Below are 24,271 nucleotides of genomic sequence, written 5' to 3'. Positions count from 1 at the left end.
CATGGCCAAGTACGACATCTCCAAGCTGCACCCGGTGTTCGTGCGCCAGATGGACGCGCTGGCCGCCCTGGACATCGAGGCGGTCATGAAGAACTACACCGACGACGCGGTGCTGTTGCGCTTCGAGGGCGTCTCGGTCGGCATCGAGGCCGTCCGCGAGACCTTCACCGGCTACCTCACGGTGAAGCCCACCCTGGTGGAACTCCAGGAGTACATCGAGACGGACGACACCATCTTCTACCGGGCGATCATGAACCTGAACGGCGAACCGGAGCACGCGTTCGGGACACTTGTGGTCCGCGATGGCCGAATCTGGCGGCAGACGGCCGGTTTCGGAGGCTGAGCGCGGAAATCTGGGTAGCGTGTGCGGGGAGGGCGTTACCGGTACGCCCTCCCCGTATGTGTGGCACGCCGTAGATATATGCAAGTAGATATATGCAAGCAGTGGCGAAGGGGAGGCCATGGAGCGCGAAACTGGACGGATCGAGGCATTCAGTGACGGCGTATTCGCCATCATCATTACGATCCTCGTCTTGGAATTGAAAGTTCCGGAAGAAACGGGATCCGAGTTCTGGCACGGCGTTCGGGAACAGTGGCCGCATTACGCCGCCTATGTGGTGAGCTTCCTCATCATCGGCGTGATGTGGGTGAATCACCACACCATCTTCAGTCACCTCAGGAGGGTCGACCGACCGCTGTTGTTCCTGAATCTCCTGGTGCTCATGGTGGTCTCGGTGATTCCCTACACCACCAACGTCCTCGCCGAGCACCTCATGGCGGACGGCTCCGCCAGCCCCGCCGCCGTGCTCTACAGCCTCGTCACCGTGGCCTACGCCTTGGCGTTCCTGGCGTTCTGGTGGTACGTCACCCGCGTCGGGCACCTCTTCCACGAGCACGTCGACAGGGAAGGCGCCCGGGCGACCCGGGTGCGCTTCGGGCTCGGAGCCATCGCCTACCCGCTGACGGTCCTCCTGGCGTTCTTCTCCGCACCGCTCACGCTTGTCGCGCACTTTCTCATCGCGATCTACTATGCGGCGAACCAGATCCCCATCCCCCTCGTCGTAGAGGAAGAGCGGCTCGATTCTGCCAGCGACCTCAGGAAGTAGCCGCGGGGGCCTACGGCCGTTCTCCGCGGTCAAGTAGGGTATTGGATCTAGCTGGTCGCGGGGGAGGCCCAGATGGCTCGCGTAGTCCTGCCGGAGGAATCCACGAAGGAAATCTCCGAACTGATCGACGTCCTGATCTCTCTTCTCTTCGAATCCTTACCCCGGCGGGACCAGCGAAACTGGGCCCGCGTTTATCTGAACGGCCTCGTGCGGACCAAAGGGAAGAAAACAATCCGCAACATCGCCGGAACCGGAGCCAGTTCCGTAGAGCAGAGCCTTCAGCAGTTCATCAGCAAGTCCCCCTGGGACTGGACCCCGGTCCGCCGCTCCCTCGCGCAGCACCTCGAGCGCACCGCACAGCGCCCGCTGGCCTGGGTGCTCCAGCCCATGGTCATAGAGAAGGCCGGCGACCGCTCGGTCGGCGTCGGCCGGCAGTTCGTCCCGCAGCTCGGCCGCACCGCCAACTGCCAGCAGGCCAGCGGGATCTGGCTCGCCTCCAGCGAGGCCAGCTTCCCGGTCGAGTGGACCCTCACCCTCCCCGGTCCCTGGACCAACGAACTCCTGCGCCGCCGAAGGGCCGGAATCCCCGACACGGCCCGCTCGCTCACCCCCGCCCAGGACGCCGTACACGCCGTCCAGCGGATGGCCGCCACCTGGCAGCTCCAGCGCCGGCCCGTCGTGATGGAGGTCGCCAACAGCGATCTCCCGCAGAGCATCGAGTCCTTCGCCCTCCAGGACATCCCGTTCGTATTCAAAGTCGACGGCTCCCTGCCCGTCTCCTTCGGCGGCGCCGGCCGGCACAAACCCGGCCCGCACACCGCACCCGCCCGCGAGCTCATCGACTCGCTGCGCTCCCAGCGCCGCGTCGTCGAATGGACCCGGCACGGCCGGGCCGAGGGCGCGGTGACCCTGCTGACCTCGGCCTCCATCTTCGCCACCCCCAGCGAGGACCGGCCCGCACCCGCGCCCACCACCCCGCTGCTGCTGCTCGGCGCCTGGACCGAAGCCGCCCTGCTGCCCTCGGAGTTCTGGATCACCAACATCGGCGACCGGCCCCTCGCCCAGCTGTTCCTGCTCGCCAAGCTCACCGACCGCGTCTCCCTCGACTTCGCCGAGACCTGCGAACCCGTCGGCATCCGCGACTTCGAGGGCCGCTCCTTCCGGGGCTGGCACCACCACGCCACCCTGGCGAGCGTGGCCCACGCGGCCAGGCTCCTCGGCGCCTCGCGCGACCGCCCGTCCGCCGGGGGCCCCGCCGGCCGGAGCCTCGGCGACTTCGCCGGACCCGCCCGCACCGCCGCCACCCGGTCCGCGGCCCGGCCACCCGCCGTCCTGCCGCCGCGACCGCTCATCCCCGGGCAGACCCCCAGACGCGAATACATCCGCTGATGCTCGACATAGCCGACGGGCTACGCGCGTGGTGTGCCGCGCGCCGGGAATTCGCCCTGGCCACCGTGGTGGCCGTCAGCGGGAGCGCACCGCGCGGACCGGGCGCCTCGCTCGCCGTCGACGACCGGGGCACCGCCCTCGGCTCGATCTCCGGCGGCTGCGTGGAATCCGCCGTGCACGAACTGTGCCTCGGCGCCATCGAGTCCGGCGAAGGCGGCCTGCACCGCTTCGGATACAGCGACGACGACGCCTTCGCCGTCGGCCTCACCTGCGGGGGAGTCCTCGACGTCCTCGTCACCCCGGTCCGCGGCGGCGACCCCGTCCGACCCGTCCTCGGCTCGGTGCTCGACGCCGCCGCCGACGGGACGCGGGCCGCACTGGCCCGGGTGGTCTCCGGCCCGCCGCCGCAGCTCGGCCGGGCCCTCGCCGTCCACGCCGACGGATCGTACGAGGGCGGGCTGGGCGGCGGCGCGGCCCTGGACCGGGCGGCGGCCGACCGGGTGCGCGCCCTGCTGCTGGCCGGACGCACCGGCACCGCCGAACTGGGCACGGCGGGCGGACTGTGCGGGGAGCCGCTGACCCTGCTGGTCGAATCGGCCGCCGAACCGCCCCGGCTGATCGTCTACGGGGCCATCGACTTCGCCGCCGCCCTCGCCCGGATGGGGGCCTTCCTCGGACACCGCGTCACCGTCTGCGACGCCCGGCCCGTCTTCGCCACCCCCGCCCGCTTCCCCGGAGCCGACGAGGTGATCGTCGACTGGCCGCACCGGCACCTGGCCGCCGAATGGGACGCGGGCCGGCTGGACTCCCGTACCGCCGTCTGCGTCCTCACCCACGACGCCAAATTCGACGTACCGCTGCTCTCCCTCGCCCTGCGGCTGCCGCTCACCTACGTCGGAGCCATGGGATCGCGGCGCACCCACGCCGAACGGGTGGAGCGGCTGCGCGCCGAAGGGGTGCCGCCGCAAGCGCTGGCCCGGCTGCGCTCCCCGATCGGCCTCGACCTGGGCGGAGCGACCCCCGAGGAGACCGCCCTGGCCATCGCCGCCGAGTTCACGGCCGTCCGGCACGGCGGCTCGGCCCTCCCCCTGGTGGCCGGCCGCCGGCCGATCCACCACCGCAGGACCAAGGTCCCGTAGGAAACGACCAGAGGGCCCGGAATGTCCTGGACGATCGGCCCGGGCGGTGTAAACCCCAGGTCATGGGAGAATGAAGTACGTGCGTTTCCTCGGCTGCCCTGTCGAGGCCATAGAAGGATCCTTCGATCGACTGGGATGTTCAGCACGTGCGTTTCCTCAATGACCAGAAGCCGCCGTACGACCTGACGTACGACGATGTGTTCATGGTGCCGAGCCGCTCCGCGGTCGGTTCCCGTCAGGGCGTCGACCTCTCCGCCCCCGACGGCACCGGCACCACCATTCCGCTCGTCGTGGCGAACATGACCGCCATTGCCGGCCGCCGGATGGCCGAGACGGTCGCCCGCCGCGGCGGCATCGTCGTCATCCCGCAGGACATCCCGATCGAGGTCGTCACCGACGTCATCTCCTGGGTCAAGACCCGCCACCTCGTGCTCGACACCCCGATCACGCTGGCGCCCACCCAGACCGTCGCCGACGCGCTGTCCCTGCTGCCCAAGCGCGCCCACGGCGCCGGCGTCGTCGTCGACGCCGAGGGCCGCCCGGTCGGCGTCGTCACCGACCACGACCTCACCGGCGTGGACCGCTTCACCCAGCTCTCCGAGGTCATGTCGAAGGAGCTGCTGCTCATCGACGCCGACATCGACCCCCGCGAGGCCTTCAACAAGCTCGACGCGGGCCACCGCAAGCTGGCCCCGGCCGTCGACAAGAACGGCAAGCTCGTCGGCATCCTCACCCGCAAGGGCGCGCTCCGCGCGACCCTGTACACGCCGGCCACCGACGCGGGCGGCAAGCTGCGCATCGCGGCCGCCGTCGGCATCAACGGCGACTTCGCGGCCAAGGCCAAGCAGCTGCTCGACGCGGGCGTGGACACGCTCGTCATCGACACGGCGCACGGCCACCAGGAGTCGATGATCAACGCGATCAAGGCCGTCCGCGCGCTGGACCCGCAGGTCCCGATCGTGGCCGGCAACATCGTCGCCGCCGAGGGCGTCAAGGACCTCATCGAGGCCGGCGCGGACATCATCAAGGTCGGTGTGGGCCCCGGCGCCATGTGCACCACCCGCATGATGACCGGCGTGGGCCGCCCGCAGTTCTCCGCGGTGCTGGAGTGCGCGGCGGAGGCCAAGAAGTACGGCAAGCACGTGTGGGCCGACGGCGGCGTCCGTCACCCGCGCGACGTGGCGATGGCCCTCGCGGCCGGTGCGTCGAACGTCATGATCGGCTCCTGGTTCGCCGGTACGTACGAGTCCCCGGGCGACCTGCAGCAGTCCGCCGACGGGCGCTTCTACAAGGAGTCCTTCGGCATGGCGTCCGCCCGTGCGGTGCAGAACCGCACGAGCGAGGAGTCGGCGTACGACCGTGCGCGCAAGGGCCTCTTCGAGGAGGGCATCTCCACCTCGCGGATGTTCCTGGACCCGGCGCGGCCGGGCGTCGAGGACCTGATCGACTCGATCATCGCCGGTGTGCGGTCCTCGTGCACGTACGCCGGGGCCGGGTCCCTCGCGGAGTTCGAGGAGAAGGCCGTGATCGGCGTCCAGTCGGCGGCGGGCTACGCGGAGGGCAAGCCCCTCCACGCCAGCTGGAGTTAAACCCGTCCGTTCCGCAGCCCCCGGCCGTGCCAACGACCGGGGGCTGCGGCACACCCAGAGCCCGCCCCCGCCCTGGGGCTCCGCCCCAGACCCCGCGCCTCAAACGCCGGCGAGGCTGGATATGCCTCCGGCGGCGCCTCAAACGCCGACGGGGCTGGTTGTTCCTGCCGGACCATGCCTGGCCTGCGGGGCTGGTTGTTCCTGCCGGACCGCGCCTGGCCGGCGGGGCTGGTTGTTCCTGCCGGACTGCCACGCGGCGCGTCCGTCAGTAACGGGGAGGATGCGGGCCCGGCGGTGAACTGTGCACGCCCGCACGGTACTTGGGGATCCGTACGGTGACCTTCAGGCCGGCGCCGACACCCGTCTCGATCACCGGACCGTACTCGTCCCCGTACACCTGCCGGATCCGCTCGTCGATATTGGGCAGCCCGATGCCGGAGGAGGATCCGGCGTGCTCCCCGGCCAGGATCCGGCGCAGCAGGGCCGGGTCCATCCCGATCCCGTTGTCCTCGACGGTGATCACGGCCTCGGCGCCCGCGTCCCGCGCGGTGATGGTGATCCGGCACTCCTCGGGGGAGTCCTCCAGCCCGTGCTTCACGGCGTTCTCCACCAGCGGCTGGAGGCACAGGAACGGCAGCGCCACCGGCAGTACCTCCGGCGCCACCTGCAAGGTCACCTTCAGCCGGTCCCCGAACCGGGCCCCGGCCAGCGCCAGGTACTGCTCGATGGAACGCAGCTCCTCGGCGAGCGTGGTGAACTCCCCGTGCCGCCGGAAGGAGTACCGGGTGAAGTCGGCGAACTCCAGCAGCAGGTCCCGGGCCCGCTCCGGGTCCGTCCGCACGAACGAGGCGATCGCGGCCAGCGAGTTGAAGATGAAGTGCGGGGAGATCTGCGCCCGCAGCGCCTTGATCTCCGCCTCCATCAGCCGGGTCCGCGACCGGTCCAGCTCCGACAGCTCCAGCTGTACGGACACCCACCGCGCGACCTCCGTCGCGGCCCGCACCAGCACCGCCGACTCCCGCGACCCGTAGGCCACCAGCGCCCCCAGCATCCCGTCCTCGCCCGTCAGCGGGGCCACCACCGCCCACTTCAGCGGACAGTCCGGCCGCCGGCACTCGGTCCGCACGCTCTGGCTGCGCCCCGACTCCAGCATCACCGCGACCCGGGCCATCGCACGCCGCTGGTGGTGATCGGCGCCCGGGCCGTCCCAGGCCAGCACCGACTCCCGGTCGGTCAGGCACAGCGCCTCCGTCCCCAGCAGCGACCGCAGCCGCCGGGCGGCCTTGCGGGCCGCGTCCTCGGTCAGCCCGGCCCGCAGCGGGGGAGCGGCCAGCGAAGCCGTGTGCAGGGTGTGGAAGGTGGCCCGCTGCACCGGCGTCCCCAGGTCCAGCCCGGCCGCCCGCTCCCCGCGCCGGGCCTGCCACCGGCCCGCCAGCCAGCCCGCGGCCACCAGCAGGGCCGCGCCCGCGACCGCCAGCACCACCAGGGCCGTCCCGCTCACCGCGCACCTCCCGCGGCCCGGTCACCGGCCACCACGTCCTCCGGCAGGTGCAGCCGCGCCAGGGTGGCGGCCGTCCCGGCCGGGACCTTCGACCGGGTGGCCAGCGACACCAGCACCATCGTCAGGAACCCGAGCGGCACCGACCAGGCCGCCGGCCACGCCAGCAGGGTGTGCACCCAGCCCGCCGGGGCCAGCCCGCCGCGGGTCGCCAGCACCGCGCTGAGCGCCGCCCCGCCGCCCGTGACCAGCCCGGCCACCGCCCCCGGCGGGGTCAGCCGCGGCCACCAGATGCCCAGCACCAGCAGCGGACAGAACGACGAGGCCGACACGGCGAAGGCCAGCCCCACCGCGTCCGCCACCGGCACGTCCCGGGCCGCCACGCTCCCGGCCAGCGGCACCAGCATCGCCAGCGGCACCGCGAAGCGGAAACTGCGCACCCCGCGCGTCGGCAGCAGGTCCTGGTGCAGCACCCCCGCCACCGCCATGGTCAGCCCCGAAGCCGTCGACAGGAACGCCGCGAAGGCCCCGCCGGCCAGCAGCGCCCCCAGCAGCTCCCCGAGCAGCCCGCCCAGCATCCGCTCGGGCAGCACCAGCACCGCCGCGTCCGCGTCGCCGGTGAGGGCCAGCTCGGGCGCGTAGATCCGGCCCAGCGCCCCGTACACCGGCGGCAGCAGGTAGAACACCCCGACCAGGCCCAGCACGACCAGCGTGGTGCGCCGGGCCGCCCGCCCGTTGGGGCTGGTGTAGAAGCGCACCGCCACGTGCGGCAGGCCCATGGTTCCGAGGAAGGTGGCCAGGATCAGCCCGTACGTCGCGTACAGCCGGTACTGCCAGTGCTCCCCCGACAGCGGCTCCGACCAGCTGGACACGCCCAGGCCGGCCTCCGCCCGGGTGTCGGGCACGGGCGTGTCCGGGGCGAACTCCAGCCGCGCGTCGGCCCGTACGGAATGCTGCCCGGCCGCGAGGGTCAGCGGGACCGCGTCGTAGGTCCGCCCGTCCACCTGCCCGGTCACCGTCAGCGTGAGCGGCGCCTCCACCGACAGCCGGACGTCCTCGGCCACCGTCACCGAGGTGTGCTCGCGGAAGACGGCCGGAGCGTCGAAGGTGGCCCGGGGCGCGCCGTCCCCGGCCCAGGCGGCGACCAGGAAGAAGGCGGGGACCAGCAGCGCGGTGAGCTTGAGCCAGTACTGGAAGGCCTGCACGAAGGTGATGCTGCGCATCCCGCCGGCGGCCACGGCCGCGCTCACCACGAAGGCCACCACCACCCCGCCCACCCAGTGCGGGGCCCCGGTCAGGATCTCCAGGGTCAGGCCGGCGCCCTGCAACTGCGGCAGCAGGTACAGCCAGCCGACCCCGACCACGAACAGCACCGCGATCCGGCGCACCGCCTGCGACTCCAGCCGGGCCTCGGCGAAGTCCGGCAGCGTGTACGCGCCCGAGCGGCGCAGCGGGGCCGCCACCAGCACGAGCAGCACCAGGTACCCGGCGGTGTACCCGACCGGGTACCAGAGCATCTCGGGCCCCTGGAGCAGCACCAGCCCGGCCACCCCGAGGAAGGACGCGGCGGACAGGTACTCCCCGCTGATCGCGGCCGCGTTGAGGCGGGGGCCGACGGTCCGGGAGGCGACGTAGAAGTCGGAGGTGGTCCGCGATATGCGCAGGCCGAGCGCGCCGACGAGGACGGTGGCCAGGACGACGACGGCGACGGCGGTCAGCGCGTACGTCTGGTTCACCGGGGGTCCTTCGGCCGGGGGAGGGTGACGGGAGTCTATGCACGGCCCGGGCCGCGCAACAGGCACGATCCGGCCCGTGCACCGCGCGAACCCCGCGGCAGCGGCCGCGCGAACCCCGCGGCAGCGGCCGCGCGGGGCCTTCCCCCGCCGCGCGGCGGTCAGACGGCCGGGTCGCGGTGTTCCGCGCAGTCGCGCAGGGCGATCTCCAGCTCCACGTACGACTCCTCCGCCCGCCGGAAGGCCAGCGTCAACGCGGCCTCGGCCCGCGGCGGCACCTGCCCCCGCACCCCTTCGCCCGCCTCGTAGAGGAGATCGGCCCAGCGTGCGGCGGCACTGCGCAGGCGGGCCAGCAGCGCCTCCGCCTCGGCCGGTCCGGCCGGCGCCGTGCGCGGCAGCGCGGTCAGCGTGTCGAGCAGAGCCTGGATTTCGGACATCACGCTCCTCCCGCGCCGGAAGATCCACGATACGCGGGCGCGCAGCCGTCGGCGGCCGACGGCCCCACCGGATCGCCGTACGCCACTCGCCGTGCGACGAACGGCGTCCCACCGCCGCCGGACGGTCACCCGACCGCCGGGCGACGGCCCGGACCCCCGCCCCGGCCCCGCCCCGGGCTCAGCCGGTCGCGTGCCGCATCAGCAGGTCCCGCAGCTCCCGCGCATGGCGACGGCTCACCTGGAGCTCCGCCGAGCCCACCCGGACGCTCGTCGTGCCCGCGTCCAGCCGGAGTTCGTCGATCCGGGCCAGGGCCACGAGATGGCGGCGGTGGATCCGTACGAACCCGCGCGCCGCCCACCGCTCCTCCAGCGTGGACAGCGGGATGCGGACCAGGTGGCTGCCCTCGTCGGTGTGCAGGCGGGCGTAGTCGCCCTGGGCCTCGACGTACGCGATGTCCGCGATCGCCACGAACCGGGTGACACCGCCCAGTTCGACGGCTATCTGCTCCGGCGCGCGCTCGGCGACGGTGACCTCGGCCGCCTGCCGGGGCGGCGCCGGCACCGCGGCGTGCACCGGCACCGGCACCGGTACCGCGGGCGGTACGGAGGGAGCGGCCGCGGCGGGCACGCCCTCGGGGGCCGCCGGCACCTCCCCGGACTGCCCCAGCTGCGCGCAGGCCCGCCGCACGGCCTCGGCCAGCCGCTCCGGCCGTACGGGCTTGAGCACGTAGTCCACGGCCTTGAGGTCGAAGGCCTGTACGGCGAACCCCTCGTGGGCGGTGACGAACACGATCAGCGGCGGCCGTGCGAACCCGGCCAGCAGCCGGGCGATGTCCAGCCCGGTCAGCCCGGCCATGTGGATGTCGAGGAAGACCACGTCGATGCCGTCCGCGCCGTCCGGCCCGGCCTCCAGCGCCACCGTGATCCGGCGCAGCGCCCCGGTGGCGTCCGAGGCGCCCTCGGCGCTGCGGATCCGCGGATCGGAGCGCAGCAGGTAGAGGAGCTCCTCCAGGAGCGGCATCTCGTCGTCGACGGCCAGTACGCGCAGCATGCGGGGAGTGTAGGAGGTGTCCCGCCCGGGCGGAACGGTGCGCGGCCCCGCCCCGGGGGATGAGGGCGGGGCCGCGCGGTCGGAAGGCGGGGGGCGGGAGGCGGCGGTTACTGGACGGTGATCAGCTTGCCGTCGGGGGCGACCGCGTACCAGGTGCCGCCGACGCCCTGGCCGTTGATGTCGCCCGGCTTCTTGTCACCGGCGAAGGTGTACACCGGCCAGCAGTCGACGGTCTGCTGCTTCTTGCCGTCGGGCCGGTCCAGCACCAGGTAGTTGCGCTCGGTGATGCCCTTGGCGTCGGCCTTGTCCACCGGCGGCACGACCGGCCACTTGGCCAGGCAGTCGCCGACGCACTTGGAGACCATCGGCCAGGCGGTGTCCGGCTTGAAGCGGTAGACGGTCATGCCCTTGGCGTCGACGATGTGGTCGCCCAGCTTGGGGTCCTTCGCGACGGACAGGCCCGCGCCCGCCTCGGCCGCACCGGCCGGAGCCGGGGCCGCCGCCTTCTCCGCCTTCTTGCCGTCGGGGGCGAAGGCGAACCACACGCCGCCGACGCCCTGGCCGTTGAAGTCGCCCGCCTTGGTGTCCTTGTTGAAGCGGTACGCGGGCCAGCCCGCCACCGTCAGCTGCTTCGTGTCGTCGCTGCGCACGACCTCGCCGAGCAGCGCCGGGTCCATGCCCGCGGCGGCGGTGGCGTCGCCGGCCGCGACCACCGGCCAGGTCTTGGCGCAGTCCCCGTCGCAGTTGGACTTCGGCGGCTTGGCGGTGTCCTTGTCGAAGCGGTACAGGGTGAGGCCGCCGCTGTCGGTGAGGACGGAGCCGAGCTGCTCGCCGGTGGCTATCGCGAGCCGGCCGCCGGGCTTGGCCGCGCCGTCCGCGGCGGGCTGGGAGGAGGCCTGGGCGGCGGCTCCGGCCGGCTTGGCCGTGTCGGCGGCCTTGTCTTGCGACGGGCCGCAGGCGGTCGCCGCCAGGATGACGGCGATGGCGGTCGCGGCGATGGTGGTTCCGCGCTTCATGCCCATGTTGATCTCTCCCACGTGTGTGTCTGTTCCGCGCCGTCGTCCCAGCGGCGGCAACTGTGCACAGGACACGCCCCGGTGGGTTCGCTCTGTTCACGCGGACCCGTGTGGGCTGCTTCACTCAGCCGGCGCCGAACCCGGCCCGCCGCAGGGCCGTGGCCACAGCGAGGCCGAGCACCTGGTGTCCGGCGTCGTTGGGGTGCAGCCCGTCCTCCAGGTGCTCGGGACCGAGCAGGTCACGGCCCGGGAGCACGGCGAGGTGCTCGTCCCCGGCGGCGATCCGGTCGCGGGTGGCGCGCTCCATGGCGTCGCGCAGGGCTCCCAGGGTGGCGCCGAGCCGGTTCGGGGTGCGCTCGGCGTCGGGCCGCAGGACGGGGGAGACCAGCAGGAGCGGGGTCCTCGGGTGCCCCTGGCGGACCAGTTCGAGGAAGGCGCGGGTGGTCTCGTAGAGCAGGGGCGCGGAGAAGGGCACCCGGGACCAGCAGTTGGTGCCGAATGCGAGGGTGAGGACGTCGGCGGGCAGGGCGGCGAGCTGTTCGGCGGTGGCGAGCTCGCCGCGGGCGGCGCCCGCGTAGCCGAGGTTGACCGTGTCCCAGCCCAGGGCCCGGCCGGCCACGGCGGGCCAGCCGTGGGCGGGCCGGGTGGACCACCAGCCCTCGGTGATGGAGTCCCCGTGCACCACCCAGCGCGGGGCGGGCGGCGGCGGGGCGAGCGGGCCGCCTATCCCGCGCAGGCCGAGGACCAGCGGGGACTGGGTCTCGGGCGGGTGGATGGTGAACGGGCCCGGCCCGCCGCCCAGTTCGATGCGTACGACGGCCTCCGCGGCCGGTTCGGTGAACACCTCGCGGACCACCCCGTGCCGGTCCCACAGCGCGAAGCCGTGCGCGAGGTCGTGCAGGGAGTCGGTGGGGCCGGGCACGGTGGCCCGGTAGCGGATCTCCACCGCCCGCGCGGTCCCGGCGGTGAATTCGAGCCGCACCCCGATGGGCAGGGTGGCCCGCTCGCCGGTGTCCCAGGGCAGCCGCATGGTGTCGGCCGGGTCGGCCCGCACGGGCCGTCCCTTGTCCAGCCAGGCGACCCCGCGCAGGAAGGGCCCGGGGTCCTGCCACAGATCGAGGTCCATGGCGGCACGCTGCGGGAGATCTGATGAGCTGTCAAGAATGCCGGTCGAGGTCCGCTGTGCAGCGATCGATCATCCGCGCGCAACAAAGGACCATCTGGGACAGATCCGCGCAACGATCGTGCGGCAATGTGCAAGGATGGTGCATTACGGGCGGTATCACTCAGCTCGTAGGCTCACTCGCTGTACGTGGAGTGGCGCGGACCGCCTGCTCGGCGGTCCTCCCATGCCCAGGCAGGCTTCTCGCCCGCCTGCCCTGCTCCGGACCGCTGCGGTCGACGCCTGAATCCCCACCCGCAGCAAGAAGGAGTCACCCCGTGCTCGACCACGGCCAGGCGCCATCCGCCACGACCGAGGCCCGCAGGCCCGTCCACCCGTTGCTCCGCCGCAAGCCGGTCGAGCAGCTGGTCTCCGAGGGCGGCCAGGGCGAGGGCGGCTCGCTGCGCCGCTCGCTCACCATGTGGCAGCTGACGATGATCAGCATCGGCGCGACCCTGGGCACCGGCATCTTCGTCGTCCTCGGCGAAGCCGCCCCCAAGGCCGGCCCGGCCGTGACGATCTCGTTCATCATCGCGGGCCTGACCGCGCTGTTCTCGGCCCTGTCCTACGCCGAGCTCGCCGGATCCGTCCCCGTCTCCGGCTCCTCGTACTCCTACACCTACGCCACCATGGGCGAGCTCATCGCCTGGATCTGCGGCTGGTGCCTGGTCCTGGAGTACGCCGTGTCCGTCGCGGCCGTCGCCGTCGGCTGGGGCCAGTACCTCAACGAGCTCCTCGACGGGACCCTGGGCTTCACCATCCCCGAAGGCCTCTCGGCCCCGCTCGGCGAAGGCGGCTGGATCAACCTGCCCTCGCTGGTCGTCGTCCTGCTCGCGATGGTCTTCCTGATGCGCGGCGCCAAGGAGAGCGCCCGCATCAACACCGTCATGGTCGTGGTGAAGGTCATCACGCTGCTGCTCTTCATCGGCATCGGCTTCCTGGGCATCAAGGCCGGCAACTACGCCCCCCTCGCCCCGCTCGGCATCACCGGCATCAGCGCCGCCGCCGCCACGCTCTTCTTCTCGTACATCGGCTTCGACGCCGCCTCCACCGCCGGTGAGGAAGCCAAGAACCCGAAGAAGGACCTGCCCCGCGCGATCATGCTCTCGCTGGGCATCGTCACCGTCCTGTACTGCCTCGTCGCGCTCGTCGCCGTCGGCGCCATGCCGTGGCAGGACTTCGAGGGCACCGAGGCCGCGCTCGCCCAGATCATGACCGACGTCACCGGCCACAGCTTCTGGGGCGTCGTCCTCGCGGCCGGCGCGGTCGTCGCCATCGCCTCCGTCGTCTTCGCCGTGCTGTACGGACAGACCCGCATCCTCTTCGCGATGTCCCGCGACGGCCTCGTCCCCAAGGCCTTCGCCAAGGTCGACGCGAAGACCGGCGTGCCGCGCGTCAACGTGCTGATCGTCTCGCTCTTCTGCGGCGCGCTCGCCGCGTTCATCCCGCTGGGTGAGCTGGCCAACGCGACCAGCATCGGCACGCTCTTCGCCTTCGCCCTCGTCAACGTCGCCGTCGTGATCCTGCGCCGCACCAAGCCCGACCTGCCGCGCACCTTCAAGGTGGCGCTCTTCCCGGTCACCCCGATCCTCGGCTTCATCGCCTGCGGCTACATGATGTACAGCCTGCCGGTCGCCACGTGGGTCGCTTTCGGTGGCTGGATGGCCGTCGGCCTCGTGGTCTACTTCGTGTACGGCATGCGCCGCTCCTCACTGGCCACAGCAGAAAAGTGATCCACCCGCAGTGCGACTGAACGATCTCGACGAACGCATCGTGCACGCCCTCGCCGAGGACGCCCGACGCTCCTACGCGGACATCGGCTCCGAGGTCGGGCTCTCCGCCCCCGCCGTCAAGCGGCGCGTGGACCGGCTGCGCGCCGAGGGGGCCATCACCGGCTTCACCGTCCGCGTGGACCCCGCCGCGATGGGCTGGGAGACCGAGGGCTTCATCGAGATCTACTGCCGCCACAACACCTCGCCGGACGACATCCGGCGAGGGCTGGAGCGGTACCCCGAGGTGGTGTCCGCGTCGACCGTCACCGGCGACGCGGACGCCCTCGTCCAGGTCTTCGCCTCCGACATGCGCCACTTCGAGCGGGTGCTGGAGCGCATCGCGGGCGAGCCCTTCGTGGAGCGCACCAAGTCCGTCCTGGTGCTCTCCCCGCTGCTGCGCCGCTTCACCTCCGGCGCCCCCGCGTAGCACCCGCGCCCGCACCCGCGCCCGCGAGCTCACGGCCGCGCAGGGAACGGCGCTCCTCCTCCGTCAGCCCGCCCCAGACCCCGAACGGCTCACGGGTCCGCAGCGCGTGGTCCAGGCAGGCGGCGCGCACCGGGCACACCGCGCAGACCCGCTTCGCGGCGGCGTCCCGCTCCTCCCGGTCCTCGCCCCGCTCACCGGCGGGATGGAAGAACCGGGCCGACCCCAGGTCCCGGCAGGCGGCCCCGGTCTGCCACTCCCAGAAGTGGTGGGTGGCCCCGGGCAGGCGGTCGACGTCCGTCATGGCAGTTCCTTTCCGTGGGTTGTCCCCGCGTCTGACCGGTGCACGTCCACCGAAACCCCGCGGCGCCCGCCCGGACACCCCCGCGGACCCCGACGATCTCCGTATTCCTGCCGGTCACCGCGGATTCACACCCCCGCGCAACGAATCTCCGCAGGCGCCTCGGAACGCGCAACGAATCGATGCGCGGAGCGCAACGGTCACGGCTTGTCCCGGTCGAACGCGCGAACGTACCGTTTTACGACCCCACCCCTCCTGCCACAGAGGTAGTCCATGCCCCCGCTGCGCACCGCCCTCCTCCAGAGCTCCGGACGTCTCGGCGACACCGCCGGGAACCTCAAGGCGCTCGACGAGGCCGCGGCGCGCGCCGCACAGGGCGGGGCCGGGCTCCTCGTGACCTCGGAGATGTTCCTCACGGGCTACGCCCTGGAGATCGAGGACATCGCCGCGCTCGCCGAACCGGCCGACGGCCCGTCCGCCGCCGCTATCGGCGAGATCGCCCGCCGCCACGGGGTCGCCGTCCTGTACGGCTACCCCGAGCGCGGCGGCGAGGCCGTGTTCAACGCGGCGCAGCTCATCGGCCCCGACGGGGTCCGGCTCGCGAACTACCGCAAGACGCACCTCTTCGGCTGCTTCGAGCAGGACGCCTTCACCCCCGGCGACACCCCCGTCGTCCAGGCCGACCTCGGCGGCCTGCGCATCGGCATCATGATCTGCTACGACGTGGAGTTCCCCGAGAACGTCCGGGCGCACGCGCTCGCCGGCACCGACCTCCTCCTGGTGCCGACCGCGCAGATGCACCCCTTCCAGTTCGTCGCCGAACAGCTCGTCCCCGTACGGGCCTTCGAGAACCAGATGTACATCGCGTACGTCAACCGCACCGGCCCGGAAGGCGAGTTCGAGTTCGTCGGACTCAGCTGCCTGGCGAGCCCCGACGGGGTCACCCGCACCCGGGCCGGACGCGGCGAGGAGCTGGTGTTCGGCGAGGCCGACCCCGAGCTGCTGAGCGCGTCCCGCACGAACAACCCGTACCTGCGCGACCGCCGCCCCGGGCTCTACGCCTCCCTCATCTAAGCCCTCCGCTCCTCCGCTACCCCCAGCCCTGCCGCAAGGAGACGTACCCCCATGACGTCCACGGTGCCCACCACCGCCGTCCCGCACAGCGACGGACAGCCGCCGATCACCATGTTCGGCCCGGACTTCCCGTACGCGTACGACGACTTCCTCGCCCACCCGGCGGGGCTGGGCCAGATACCCGCGACCGAGCACGGCACCGAGGTCGCCGTCATCGGCGGCGGGCTGTCCGGCATCATCTCGGCCTACGAGCTGATGAAGATGGGCCTCAAGCCCGTCGTCTACGAGGCCGACCAGATCGGCGGCCGGCTGCGCACCGTGGGCTTCGAGGGCGCGGGCACCGAGGAGCTGACCGCGGAGATGGGCGCGATGCGCTTCCCGCCGTCCTCCACGGCGCTCCAGCACTACATCGACCTCGTCGGCCTGGTCACCGAGCCCTTCCCGAACCCGCTCGCCGAGGCCACCCCCTCGACGGTCGTCGACCTCAAGGGCGAGACCCACTACGCCGAGACCATCGCCGACCTCCCGCAGGTCTACCGCGACGTCGCCGACGCGTGGAACGCCTGCCTGGACGAGGGCGCCGACTTCTCGGACATGAACACCGCGATGCGCGAGCGCGACGTCCCGCGGATCCGCGAGATCTGGGCGAAGCTCGTCGAGAAGCTCGACGACGAGACCTTCTACGGCTTCCTCTGCAAGTCCGAGGCCTTCCAGTCCTTCCGCAAGCGCGAGATCTTCGGCCAGGTCGGCTTCGGCACGGGCGGCTGGGACACCGACTTCCCGAACTCCATCCTGGAGATCCTGCGCGTCGTCTACACCGAGGCCGACGACCACCACCGCGGCATCGTGGGCGGCTCCCAGCAGCTCCCGGTGCGCCTGTGGGAGCGCGAGCCCCAGAAGATCATCCACTGGGCGCAGGGCACCTCGCTGTCCTCCCTGCACGAGGGCACCCCGCGCCCGGCGGTGACCCGTCTGCACCGCACGGCGGGCAACCGCATCACGGTGACCGACGCGTCCGGGGACATCCGCACCTACCGTGCCGCGATCTTCACCGCCCAGTCCTGGATGCTCCTGTCCAAGATCGAGTGCGATGACACGCTGTTCCCGATCGACCACTGGACGGCGATCGAGCGCACCCACTACATGGAGTCGTCCAAGCTCTTCGTGCCTGTCGACCGGCCGTTCTGGCTGGACAAGGATGAGGAGACGGGCCGCGACGTCATGTCGATGACCCTGACCGACCGCATGACCCGCGGCACCTACCTGCTGGACAACGGCCCGGACAAGCCCGCCGTCATCTGCCTCTCGTACACCTGGTGCGACGACAGCCTCAAGTGGCTGCCGCTGTCCGCGAACGAGCGGATGGAGGTCATGCTGAAGTCCCTCGGCGAGATCTACCCGAAGGTCGACATCCGCCGCCACGTCATCGGCAACCCGGTCACCGTCTCCTGGGAGAACGAGCCCTACTTCATGGGCGCGTTCAAGGCCAACCTGCCGGGCCACTACCGCTACCAGCGCCGCCTGTTCACGCACTTCATGCAGGACCGCCTCCCCGAGGACAAGCGCGGCATCTTCCTCGCGGGCGACGACATCTCCTGGACGGCCGGCTGGGCCGAGGGCGCCGTCCAGACCGCCCTGAACGCGGTCTGGGGCGTCATGCACCACCTCGGCGGCTCCACGGACGCCACCAACCCGGGCCCGGGCGACGTCTACGAGGACATCGCCCCGGTCGAACTCCCGGAGGACTGACCTCCCCTCCCGGACTCCGCGGGCACCACCCCCGCCCCGGACCCCGTGACCACGGGCCGCCCCCGCGCACACATCGCGGCGGCGGCCCGTATTCATCTCCCGGCCGCACCCACACCCACGGCCGCCGCTCGCCGCCCCCGACCAGCGAAAAGCAGGTGCGGGGCGCGGCCCGGCGGGGCAGGGTGGGATCATGAGCGACCCGTACGACCACACCGCCCCCGCCCCGTGGATCACCACCCCCGTCGAAGCCCACCTGCTGCGCGGCGCCCTCGACGTGGAACGCACCGCGCACGGCGTGCTCCCGCACCGGCTGCCCGCCCGCGCGCGCGAGCAGTTCCGCGACGCGAACCTCGCCGCGATCGAGGCCCAGCCCTCCGGCGTGCGCCTCGCCTTCCGGACCGCGGCCACCGCCGTCGAACTGGACGCGCTCCCCACGAAGGCGGCCTACGAGGGATTCCCGGCCCGCCCGGACGGCGTGTACGAACTGCTCGTCGACGGACGGCCGGCCGGCCGCGGCAGCGTGACGGGCGGCAACCTCCGCATCGTCGACATGGCCACCGGCTCCGAGGTCCTGCGCCCCGGCCCGCCCGGCACCGTCCGGTTCACCGGGCTCCCCGCCGGGACGAAGGACGTCGAGATCTGGCTGCCCCATTCCGAGATCACCGAGCTCATCGCGCTGCGCACCGACGCCCCCGTCGAGGCCCTCCCGGACCGCGGCCGCAGGGTGTGGCTGCACCACGGCAGCTCCATCAGCCACGGCTCCTTCGCCGCCGCCCCGACCGGCACCTGGCCGGCCCTGGCGGCCGCCCTGGGCGGGGTGGAGCTGGTCAATCTGGGCTTCGGCGGCAACGCCCTGCTCGACCCGTTCACCGCGCGCGCCATCCGTGACACCCCCGCCGACCTGATCAGCCTCAAGATCGGCATCAATCTGGTCAACCACGACGTGATGCGCCTGCGCGCCTTCGTCCCGGCCGTGCACGGATTCCTCGACACCGTCCGCGAGGGGCACCCCACCACCCCGCTGCTGGTCGTCTCTCCCGTCCTGTGCCCCATCCACGAGGACACCCCGGGCCCCACCGGCCCGGACTTCGAGGACGGGGAGCTGCGCTGGAAGGCCACGGGCGACCCCGCCGACCGCGCGGCCGGGCGGCTGACGCTCGGCGTCATCCGCGACGAGCTCGCCCGCATCACCGGGCAGCGGGCGGCCGAGGACCCGAACCTGTACCACCTCGACGGCCGCGCCCTCTACGGCGAGGCGGACTTCGCCGAACTGCCCCTGCCCGACCGGCTCCACCCGGACCCGGCCGGCCACCGCCGCATCGGCGAGCGCTTCGCGGAGCTGGCCTTCGGCGGGAGCGGCCCGTTCGCCGTCACACGCGGCTGAGCCGGGCGGGGGTCAGCAGGCAGCGGCCGACGAGGCCGACGCCCGCGTCGAGGGATTCGCGGAACTCCTCGGCCAGTTCGGGGGAGCGGCGCAGGGTCCACAGCAGCCGCGCCGACGCCCAGGCGCCGGCGCGGGCGCGCTCCAGGCTCCACGAGCCGAGCAGGTGGGTCAGCGGGTCGGCGATCTCCAGCAGGTCCGGGCCCGGCATCAGGTCCTCGCGGATGTGCTCCTCGAGGGCGACCAGGGTGTCGCCGACCCGGTCGAAATCGGCCTCCAGGGCTCCCGGTTCGCAGTCCAGGGCCCGGCACGTGGACACCACCGCCACCGCCAGGTCGTGGCCGATGTGCGCGTTGATCCCGGCCAGCGCGTGCTGGAGCGGGCGGATCCCGGGATGGCGGCGGTACTGGAACAGGGGGCGCCAGCAGGCCGGGGCCCGGTCCGCGTCCACCGCCGCCAGGTACCGCTCCGCGAACCGCACGCTGAGGGCCTGGGCCCGCCGCGGCGCCGGGAACCCGCCGTGTTCGATCCGCCGGTGCAGGGTCTCCGTCACCGTCAGGTAGACCCGGTTGAAGACGGCGACACCGTCCTGCGGCGGGAGCCGCTCGTCCAGGGCGCGCATCCGCGCCAGCACCGCTTCCATGTCAGGCAGGGTCGCAGGCACCGGTGCGGATGCGGGGAACTTGGCCGTACGCTTCGCCGGTTCGGGCGAAACCCCGTCAACGCGGCGTGTCCCGGCCGTCCTGATCATCGTAGGCGGAGGTGCCCGCGTCGAGCAGGGGCCGCTGCTCCTTCAGGTGCGCCGGGGCGAAGTACCGCAGCGCGTGGTAGCCCGTGATCACCACGATCGTGCCCAGCGCGATGCCGCCCAGCTCGAAGCTGTCGGTGATCTGCAGCTTCACCCCGCCGACGCCGATGATGATGCCCGCCGCGGCCGGCACCAGGTTCAGCGGATTGCGCAGGTCCACCCGGCCGTTGATCCAGATCTGGGCGCCGAGCAGGCCGATCATGCCGTACAGGATGACGGTGATGCCGCCGAGCACCCCGCCCGGGATCGCCGCGACGACCGCGCCGAACTTGGGGCACAGCCCGAACAGCAGCGCGAAGCCGGCCGCCGCCCAATACGCCGCCGTGGAGTAGACCCGGGTCGCGGCCATGACGCCGATGTTCTCGGAGTACGTGGTGTTCGGCGGGCCGCCGACCGCCGTGGACAGCATGGACGCGGCGCCGTCGGCGGCGATGGCGGTGCCGAGCTTGTCGTCCAGCGGGTCGCCGGTCATCTCGCCGACGGCCTTGATGTGCCCGGCGTTCTCGGCGATCAGCGCGATCACCACGGGCAGGGCGATCAGGATCGCCGACCACTCGAAGGCCGGCGCGTGGAAGGTCGGCAGCCCGATCCAGTCGGCCTTGCCGACCCCGGACAGGTCCAGGCGCCAGTGGTCCACGGCCTCGGGCCCGCCCACCGTGGAGTGGATCTTCCCGAAGACCAGGTCGAGGACCCAGGAGAGCGCGTACCCGAAGACCAGCCCCAGGAAGATCGCGATCCGCGACCAGAAGCCGCGCAGGCAGACCACGGCCATCCCCGTGAACACCATCGTCAGCAGGGCCGTCCACTGGTCCTGCGGCCAGTACGTCGAGGCCGTCACCGGCGCCAGGTTGAAGCCGATCAGCATCACGACCGCGCCCGTCACCACCGGCGGCATCGCCGCGTGGATGATCCGCGCCCCGAAGCGCTGCACGGCGAGCCCGGACAGGAACAGCGCCGCGCCGACGACGAAGACGGCGCCGGTGACGACCGCGCTGTCCCCGCCCGAGGCCCGGATCGCCGCGGCCACGCCGACGAACGAGAGTGAACAGCCCAGGTACGAGGGGACCCGGCCGCGCGTCGCCAGCAGGAAGATCACCGTCGCGACACCGGACATCATGATGGCGAGGTTCGGGTCCAGGCCCATCAGGACCGGCGCGACGAAGCTCGCGCCGAACATCGCCACGACGTGCTGGGCGCCGAGCCCCGCGGTCCGCGGCCACGACAGCCGCTCGTCCGGCCGCACCACCGCGCCCGGGGCGGGAGTCCGCCCGTCGCCGTGCAGGGTCCAGCGCACGCCGAGGCCCATGTTCCACCACTTCCGTTCCGCCACTGATCGAGCATCAAGGCCGCTGGGGCCCGCTCTTTTCGATCAGGCCGGGCCCCCGATATGTTACGGGCGGATTCCGGCGGTTTCGTCCCGATGGGCCTCGGAGGCCCCGGGAGCGGCCGGCTTCTGCCGCAGTACGGCGGCCCCCACCACCAGCGCGAACGCCAGCAGGGTGACCAGCCCGAAGGAGACCACGAGCGAGGTCGCGTCCGCTACCGCGCCGATCGCCGACGGGGCGATCAGCCCCGACGTGTAGGTGATCGTCGCGACGCCCGCGATCGCCTGCGCCGGGGCCGGCCCGCTGCGCGCCGCGGCCGCGAAGGCCAGCGGAACCACCACGGCGATGCCCAGCCCGATCAGCCCGAACCCGGCCATCGCCGCCGCCGGCTCGCGGACCGAGACCACGACCAGCCCGCCCGCGGTGGCCAGTACGCCGCCCGCCCGGACGGTCCGCACCGCCCCGAACCGGTCCACCACCCGGTCCCCGGCCAGCCGTGCGACGGCCATCGTGAGCGCGAAGGCGGTGGTCGAGGCCGCCGCCAGACCGGCGTCCGTGTCCAGGACGTCCCGCAGGTAGACCGCCGACCAGTCCAGGCTCGCCCCCTCGGCGAACACCGCGCAGAAGCCGATGGCGCCGATGAGCAGCGCGGACCTCGGCGGCAGCGCGAAGTGCGGCGGAGCCGCCTCCTCCTGATCGCTCCTCAGGTCCAGCACCCCCTGTACGGCGACCAGCCCGGCCGCGGTGAGGACCAGCGCGGCGACCAGGTGGTGCACCCGGGCGTCGGCCCCGGTGTGCGCGGCGACCGTACCGGCGGCCGAGCCGAGCAGCGCGCCCACGCTCCACATGCCGTGCAGCGAGGACATCACCGAGCGGCCCAGCCGGTTCTCCGTCTCCACGCCGAGCGCGTTCATCGCCACGTCCGACATGCCGGAGGTGGCCCCGTAGACGAAGAGCGCGAAGCAGAGCGCCGGCAGGTTCGGGGCGAGGCTCGGCAGGATCAGGGAGAGGGTCCACAGCGCCAGCAGCCCGCGCAGCGCGGTACGGGCGCCGAAGCGGTGGTTGATCCGCCCCGCCAGCGGCATCGCGAGCGCGGCGCCCAGGGCGGGGAAGGCGAGGGCCAGGCCCAGGGTGCCGGGGCTGAGCTGGGCGTTCTCCTGGATCCAGGGGATGCGGGTGGCGAAGGAGCCGGTCACGGCGCCGTGGGCGCAGAAGACGGCGGCGATCGCGAAACGGGCATGGCGCAGCCGCGCCGGGCTGAGGTCGGTTTCCCCGGTCATGGGAGTTAAACTATCAGGGACCCTGCCTGATAGTTAGTGGCCGTGACTGCCTAGGATGGGCGCCGTGACCCCTGCCCTCACCTCGACACCGGTACCGTTCCCCGCCTCACCGAGCACGGCGCGCGCCATCAACGACCGGCTCGCCCTGCAACTCCTCCAGGAGGCGGGGCCGCTGACGGCCACCCAGCTCAAGGCCAGGACCGGCCTGTCCCGCCCCTCGGTCGCCGACCTCGTCGAGCGGCTCACCGAAGCCGGGCTGATCGAGGTCGTCGGGGAATCCGGCGAACAGCGCCGCGGCCCCAACGCCAAGCTCTACGGGATCGTCGCCCGGCGCGCCCACCTGGCCGCCCTGGACGTACGGACCGACAGCGTCACCGCCGTCGTCACCGACCTCCTCGGCCACCCGCTGGCCGAGGCCGCCCTGCCCGTCGGGGCCCCCGAGGACGCGGTCGCGGCCCTGCTGCGCACCGCCCGCGAGGCCGGGGCCGGCGAACTGCACACCGTCGTCGTGGGAGCCCCCGGCCTGGTCGGCCCCGGCACCGGCGAACTCCGCGACACCGAAGGCCTGCCCGCGTGGCACCGGGACCTGGTGGCGGCCCTCCAGCGCACCCTGCCCGCCGCGGTGGCCGTCGAGAACGAGACCAACCTGGCGGCCCTCGCCGAACAGCGCCTGGGCGTCGCCCGCGACGTGGACTCCTTCGTCCTGCTGTGGCTGGGCGCGGGGGTCGGCGCGGCCGTGGTCCTGGACGGCCGGCTGCGCCGGGGCGCGTCCGGCGGGGCCGGCGAGATCGGCTTCCTGCCCGTTCCCGGCACCGGCGGGCTGCCCTCGGCCACCGACTGCGGGGGCGGCTTCCACGCCCTGGCGGGCCGCGAGGCCGTGACGGCGCTGGCCCGGGCGCACGGCTTCGCCGGTCCCGCGGAGGAGGCCGTGGCCGGGGCCGCCGGGGAGGAGTTCCTCGAAGCCCTGGCCGGGCGGCTGGCCCTGGGCGCGGCGGCGGTCACCGCCGTGCTCGACCCGGGCTGCGTGGTCCTGGCGGGCGAACTGGGCCGGGCGGGCGGCCCGGCCCTGGCCGCCCGGGTCGCCCGCCGCCTGGCGGCGCTGACCCCCGTACCCACCGAGGTCCGCGCCACCACCCTGGGCGGCCCTGCGGTCCTCGCGGGGGCGAAGCTCGCGGCGCGGGAGGCGGCCCAGGAGGTCTTGTTCGGCGGCTAGCCGCGCCCCGCGCGGGCCCCGGACGCGCGCTCGGACGCGTACTGCGCGAACGTCCCGCGGCCCGCCGCGTGCGACGGTGTCAGGTTGCCGCCCCGCCTGAAGCCCGCGTATGCCTTGCCCCACAGCCGCAGCGGCACCACCCGGCGGCGGTGGCGGCCCGTCGCCGCGAGGTAGGCGCGGCCGAGGTCCGGCAGGGTGGCGATCTCCGGGCCGCCCATGTCCGTGACGCGGCCCGACGGGGTCGGGACGGCCAGTTCCGCCAGCCGGTCCGCGACCTCCTCGACCGCGATCGGCTGCACCCGGACCCCGGCCGGCAGCGGCACGACCGGCAGCTTCGCCGCCATGTCGACCACCTGCGCCACCAGATCGTGGAACTGCGTCGTGCGCAGGATCGTCACGCCCAGCCCGGAGCCCTCCAGCAGCCGTTCCACCCGCAGCTTCGACTTGTAGTAGCCGAGGGGGACCACGTCCACCCCGACGATCGAGATGTAGACGAGGTTGCGTACGGTCCCCGCCCGCCGGGCCGCGTCGATCAGGTGCCGGGCGGCCTCCTCGTCGCCCCCGCGCGGGGAGCTCGCGCAGTGCACGACCACCTCCACCCCGGCCATCGCCGCGTCCAGACCGCTGCCGTCCCGCAGGTCCACCGGGTGCTCGGCCGAGTGCCGGCTCAGGACGCGTACCTCACGGCCCGCCGCCCGCAGCCGCGCCGTGACGAGCGAGCCGAGGTTTCCGGTGCCTCCGGTGACGAGGATGGTGCTCTTGCCCATGACGGGGTCCGTCCTTCCCGATTCCGAATCGATGTCCGCACCAGTCAGACAGGACGG

General features: G+C 72.9%; 22 protein-coding genes. 11 read left to right on the top strand and 11 right to left on the bottom strand.

Translation table 11 applies throughout. The features are described from left to right. Position 1: 1 nt before the first annotated feature. From ACFWP3_RS19490 to ACFWP3_RS19470, 5 genes are all read left to right on the top strand, one after another. Positions 2–343, top strand: a complete 342-nt coding sequence (locus tag ACFWP3_RS19490; protein WP_384222476.1) for a nuclear transport factor 2 family protein — start codon at positions 2–4, stop codon at positions 341–343. 118 nt (positions 344–461) lie between these two features. Further along, positions 462–1,106 carry a TMEM175 family protein gene (locus ACFWP3_RS19485; RefSeq protein WP_384222474.1) on the top strand — a complete coding sequence of 215 codons (645 nt, stop codon included), beginning with the start codon at positions 462–464 and terminating at the stop codon, positions 1,104–1,106. 72 nt (positions 1,107–1,178) lie between these two features. Further along, positions 1,179–2,495, top strand: coding sequence for an IS701 family transposase (locus tag ACFWP3_RS19480; protein ID WP_384222471.1), 1,317 nt, complete (start codon positions 1,179–1,181; stop codon positions 2,493–2,495). Further along, complete coding sequence (locus ACFWP3_RS19475) at positions 2,495–3,634, top strand: XdhC family protein (RefSeq protein ID WP_384222469.1); 1,140 nt, start codon at positions 2,495–2,497, stop codon at positions 3,632–3,634. Before ACFWP3_RS19480 ends, ACFWP3_RS19475 begins: the two co-directional genes overlap by 1 nt. Before the next feature lie 146 nt (positions 3,635–3,780). Then, complete coding sequence (locus ACFWP3_RS19470; RefSeq protein ID WP_384222467.1) at positions 3,781–5,223, top strand: GuaB1 family IMP dehydrogenase-related protein; 1,443 nt, start codon at positions 3,781–3,783, stop codon at positions 5,221–5,223. Positions 5,224–5,488: 265 nt separating this feature from the next. Here ACFWP3_RS19470 and ACFWP3_RS19465 read toward each other — a convergent pair whose 3' ends face one another. The 6 genes from ACFWP3_RS19465 to ACFWP3_RS19440 form a co-directional block, all read right to left on the bottom strand. Beyond that, positions 5,489–6,724 (bottom strand): sensor histidine kinase, encoded by a 1,236-nt coding sequence (locus ACFWP3_RS19465; RefSeq protein ID WP_384222465.1) that lies wholly within the window; start codon positions 6,722–6,724, stop codon positions 5,489–5,491. Continuing rightward, the gene (locus ACFWP3_RS19460) at positions 6,721–8,457 is read right to left on the bottom strand and encodes a cation acetate symporter (RefSeq protein ID WP_384222462.1); all 1,737 of its coding nucleotides are present in this window, start codon (positions 8,455–8,457) and stop codon (positions 6,721–6,723) included. The genes ACFWP3_RS19465 and ACFWP3_RS19460 overlap by 4 nt, the downstream gene beginning before the upstream one ends. A 158-nt stretch (positions 8,458–8,615) precedes the next feature. Continuing rightward, positions 8,616–8,891, bottom strand: a complete 276-nt coding sequence (locus ACFWP3_RS19455; protein WP_384222459.1) for a hypothetical protein — start codon at positions 8,889–8,891, stop codon at positions 8,616–8,618. 178 nt (positions 8,892–9,069) lie between these two features. Further along, positions 9,070–9,942 carry a LytR/AlgR family response regulator transcription factor gene (locus ACFWP3_RS19450; protein ID WP_384222457.1) on the bottom strand — a complete coding sequence of 291 codons (873 nt, stop codon included), beginning with the start codon at positions 9,940–9,942 and terminating at the stop codon, positions 9,070–9,072. Between the two features lie 107 nt (positions 9,943–10,049). Further along, positions 10,050–10,964: an SCO0930 family lipoprotein gene (locus tag ACFWP3_RS19445; RefSeq protein WP_384222550.1), complete on the bottom strand. Its 915-nt coding sequence runs from the start codon at positions 10,962–10,964 to the stop codon at positions 10,050–10,052. Between the two features lie 118 nt (positions 10,965–11,082). Then, positions 11,083–12,084, bottom strand: a complete 1,002-nt coding sequence (locus tag ACFWP3_RS19440; protein WP_384222454.1) for a GDSL-type esterase/lipase family protein — start codon at positions 12,082–12,084, stop codon at positions 11,083–11,085. Between the two features lie 314 nt (positions 12,085–12,398). Between ACFWP3_RS19440 and ACFWP3_RS19435 the strand changes: the two genes are divergently transcribed. Together ACFWP3_RS19435 and ACFWP3_RS19430 are read left to right on the top strand one after the other, a co-directional pair. Next, entirely contained in the window at positions 12,399–13,853 is a 1,455-nt protein-coding gene (locus tag ACFWP3_RS19435) for an amino acid permease (RefSeq protein ID WP_384222452.1), read from the top strand. A 10-nt stretch (positions 13,854–13,863) separates the two neighbouring features. Then, positions 13,864–14,319: an Lrp/AsnC family transcriptional regulator gene (locus ACFWP3_RS19430; RefSeq protein ID WP_007262967.1), complete on the top strand. Its 456-nt coding sequence runs from the start codon at positions 13,864–13,866 to the stop codon at positions 14,317–14,319. Here ACFWP3_RS19430 and ACFWP3_RS19425 read toward each other — a convergent pair. Continuing rightward, positions 14,297–14,620: a WhiB family transcriptional regulator gene (locus tag ACFWP3_RS19425; RefSeq protein WP_384222449.1), complete on the bottom strand. Its 324-nt coding sequence runs from the start codon at positions 14,618–14,620 to the stop codon at positions 14,297–14,299. The genes ACFWP3_RS19430 and ACFWP3_RS19425 overlap by 23 nt on opposite strands. Positions 14,621–14,890: 270 nt before the next feature. Between ACFWP3_RS19425 and ACFWP3_RS19420 the strand changes: the two genes are divergently transcribed. The 3 genes from ACFWP3_RS19420 (at position 14,891) to ACFWP3_RS19410 (ending at position 18,824) form a co-directional block, all read left to right on the top strand. Further along, positions 14,891–15,691, top strand: a complete 801-nt coding sequence (locus ACFWP3_RS19420; protein WP_384222447.1) for a carbon-nitrogen hydrolase family protein — start codon at positions 14,891–14,893, stop codon at positions 15,689–15,691. Between the two features lie 51 nt (positions 15,692–15,742). Beyond that, complete coding sequence (locus ACFWP3_RS19415; RefSeq protein WP_384222445.1) at positions 15,743–17,440, top strand: flavin monoamine oxidase family protein; 1,698 nt, start codon at positions 15,743–15,745, stop codon at positions 17,438–17,440. 190 nt (positions 17,441–17,630) lie between these two features. After that, positions 17,631–18,824 carry a GDSL-type esterase/lipase family protein gene (locus tag ACFWP3_RS19410; RefSeq protein WP_384222443.1) on the top strand — a complete coding sequence of 398 codons (1,194 nt, stop codon included), beginning with the start codon at positions 17,631–17,633 and terminating at the stop codon, positions 18,822–18,824. Here the strand turns inward: ACFWP3_RS19410 and ACFWP3_RS19405 are convergent. The 3 genes from ACFWP3_RS19405 to ACFWP3_RS19395 all read right to left on the bottom strand — a co-directional run bounded on the left by ACFWP3_RS19405 (position 18,811) and on the right by ACFWP3_RS19395 (position 22,234). After that, on the bottom strand, positions 18,811–19,464 hold the full coding sequence (locus ACFWP3_RS19405) for a DUF5995 family protein (protein WP_384222441.1): 654 nt from the start codon (positions 19,462–19,464) through the stop codon (positions 18,811–18,813). The genes ACFWP3_RS19410 and ACFWP3_RS19405 overlap by 14 nt on opposite strands. A 76-nt stretch (positions 19,465–19,540) precedes the next feature. Beyond that, the gene (locus ACFWP3_RS19400; protein WP_384222548.1) at positions 19,541–20,935 is read right to left on the bottom strand and encodes a uracil-xanthine permease family protein; all 1,395 of its coding nucleotides are present in this window, start codon (positions 20,933–20,935) and stop codon (positions 19,541–19,543) included. 84 nt (positions 20,936–21,019) lie between these two features. Further along, positions 21,020–22,234 carry an MFS transporter gene (locus ACFWP3_RS19395; RefSeq protein ID WP_384222440.1) on the bottom strand — a complete coding sequence of 405 codons (1,215 nt, stop codon included), beginning with the start codon at positions 22,232–22,234 and terminating at the stop codon, positions 21,020–21,022. A gap of 55 nt (positions 22,235–22,289) precedes the next feature. Between ACFWP3_RS19395 and ACFWP3_RS19390 the strand changes: the two genes are divergently transcribed. Beyond that, positions 22,290–23,447, top strand: coding sequence for an ROK family protein (locus ACFWP3_RS19390; RefSeq protein WP_384222438.1), 1,158 nt, complete (start codon positions 22,290–22,292; stop codon positions 23,445–23,447). Here the strand turns inward: ACFWP3_RS19390 and ACFWP3_RS19385 are convergent. After that, positions 23,444–24,214: an SDR family oxidoreductase gene (locus ACFWP3_RS19385; RefSeq protein WP_384222436.1), complete on the bottom strand. Its 771-nt coding sequence runs from the start codon at positions 24,212–24,214 to the stop codon at positions 23,444–23,446. The genes ACFWP3_RS19390 and ACFWP3_RS19385 overlap by 4 nt on opposite strands. Positions 24,215–24,271: the final 57 nt, after the last annotated feature.

This window comes from Streptomyces sp. NPDC058525 (assembly GCF_042719495.1).
Taxonomy (GTDB): domain Bacteria; phylum Actinomycetota; class Actinomycetes; order Streptomycetales; family Streptomycetaceae; genus Streptomyces.
The sequence above is the reverse complement of the archived record's forward strand: the minus strand, read 5'-3'. Positions and strand labels throughout refer to the sequence as shown.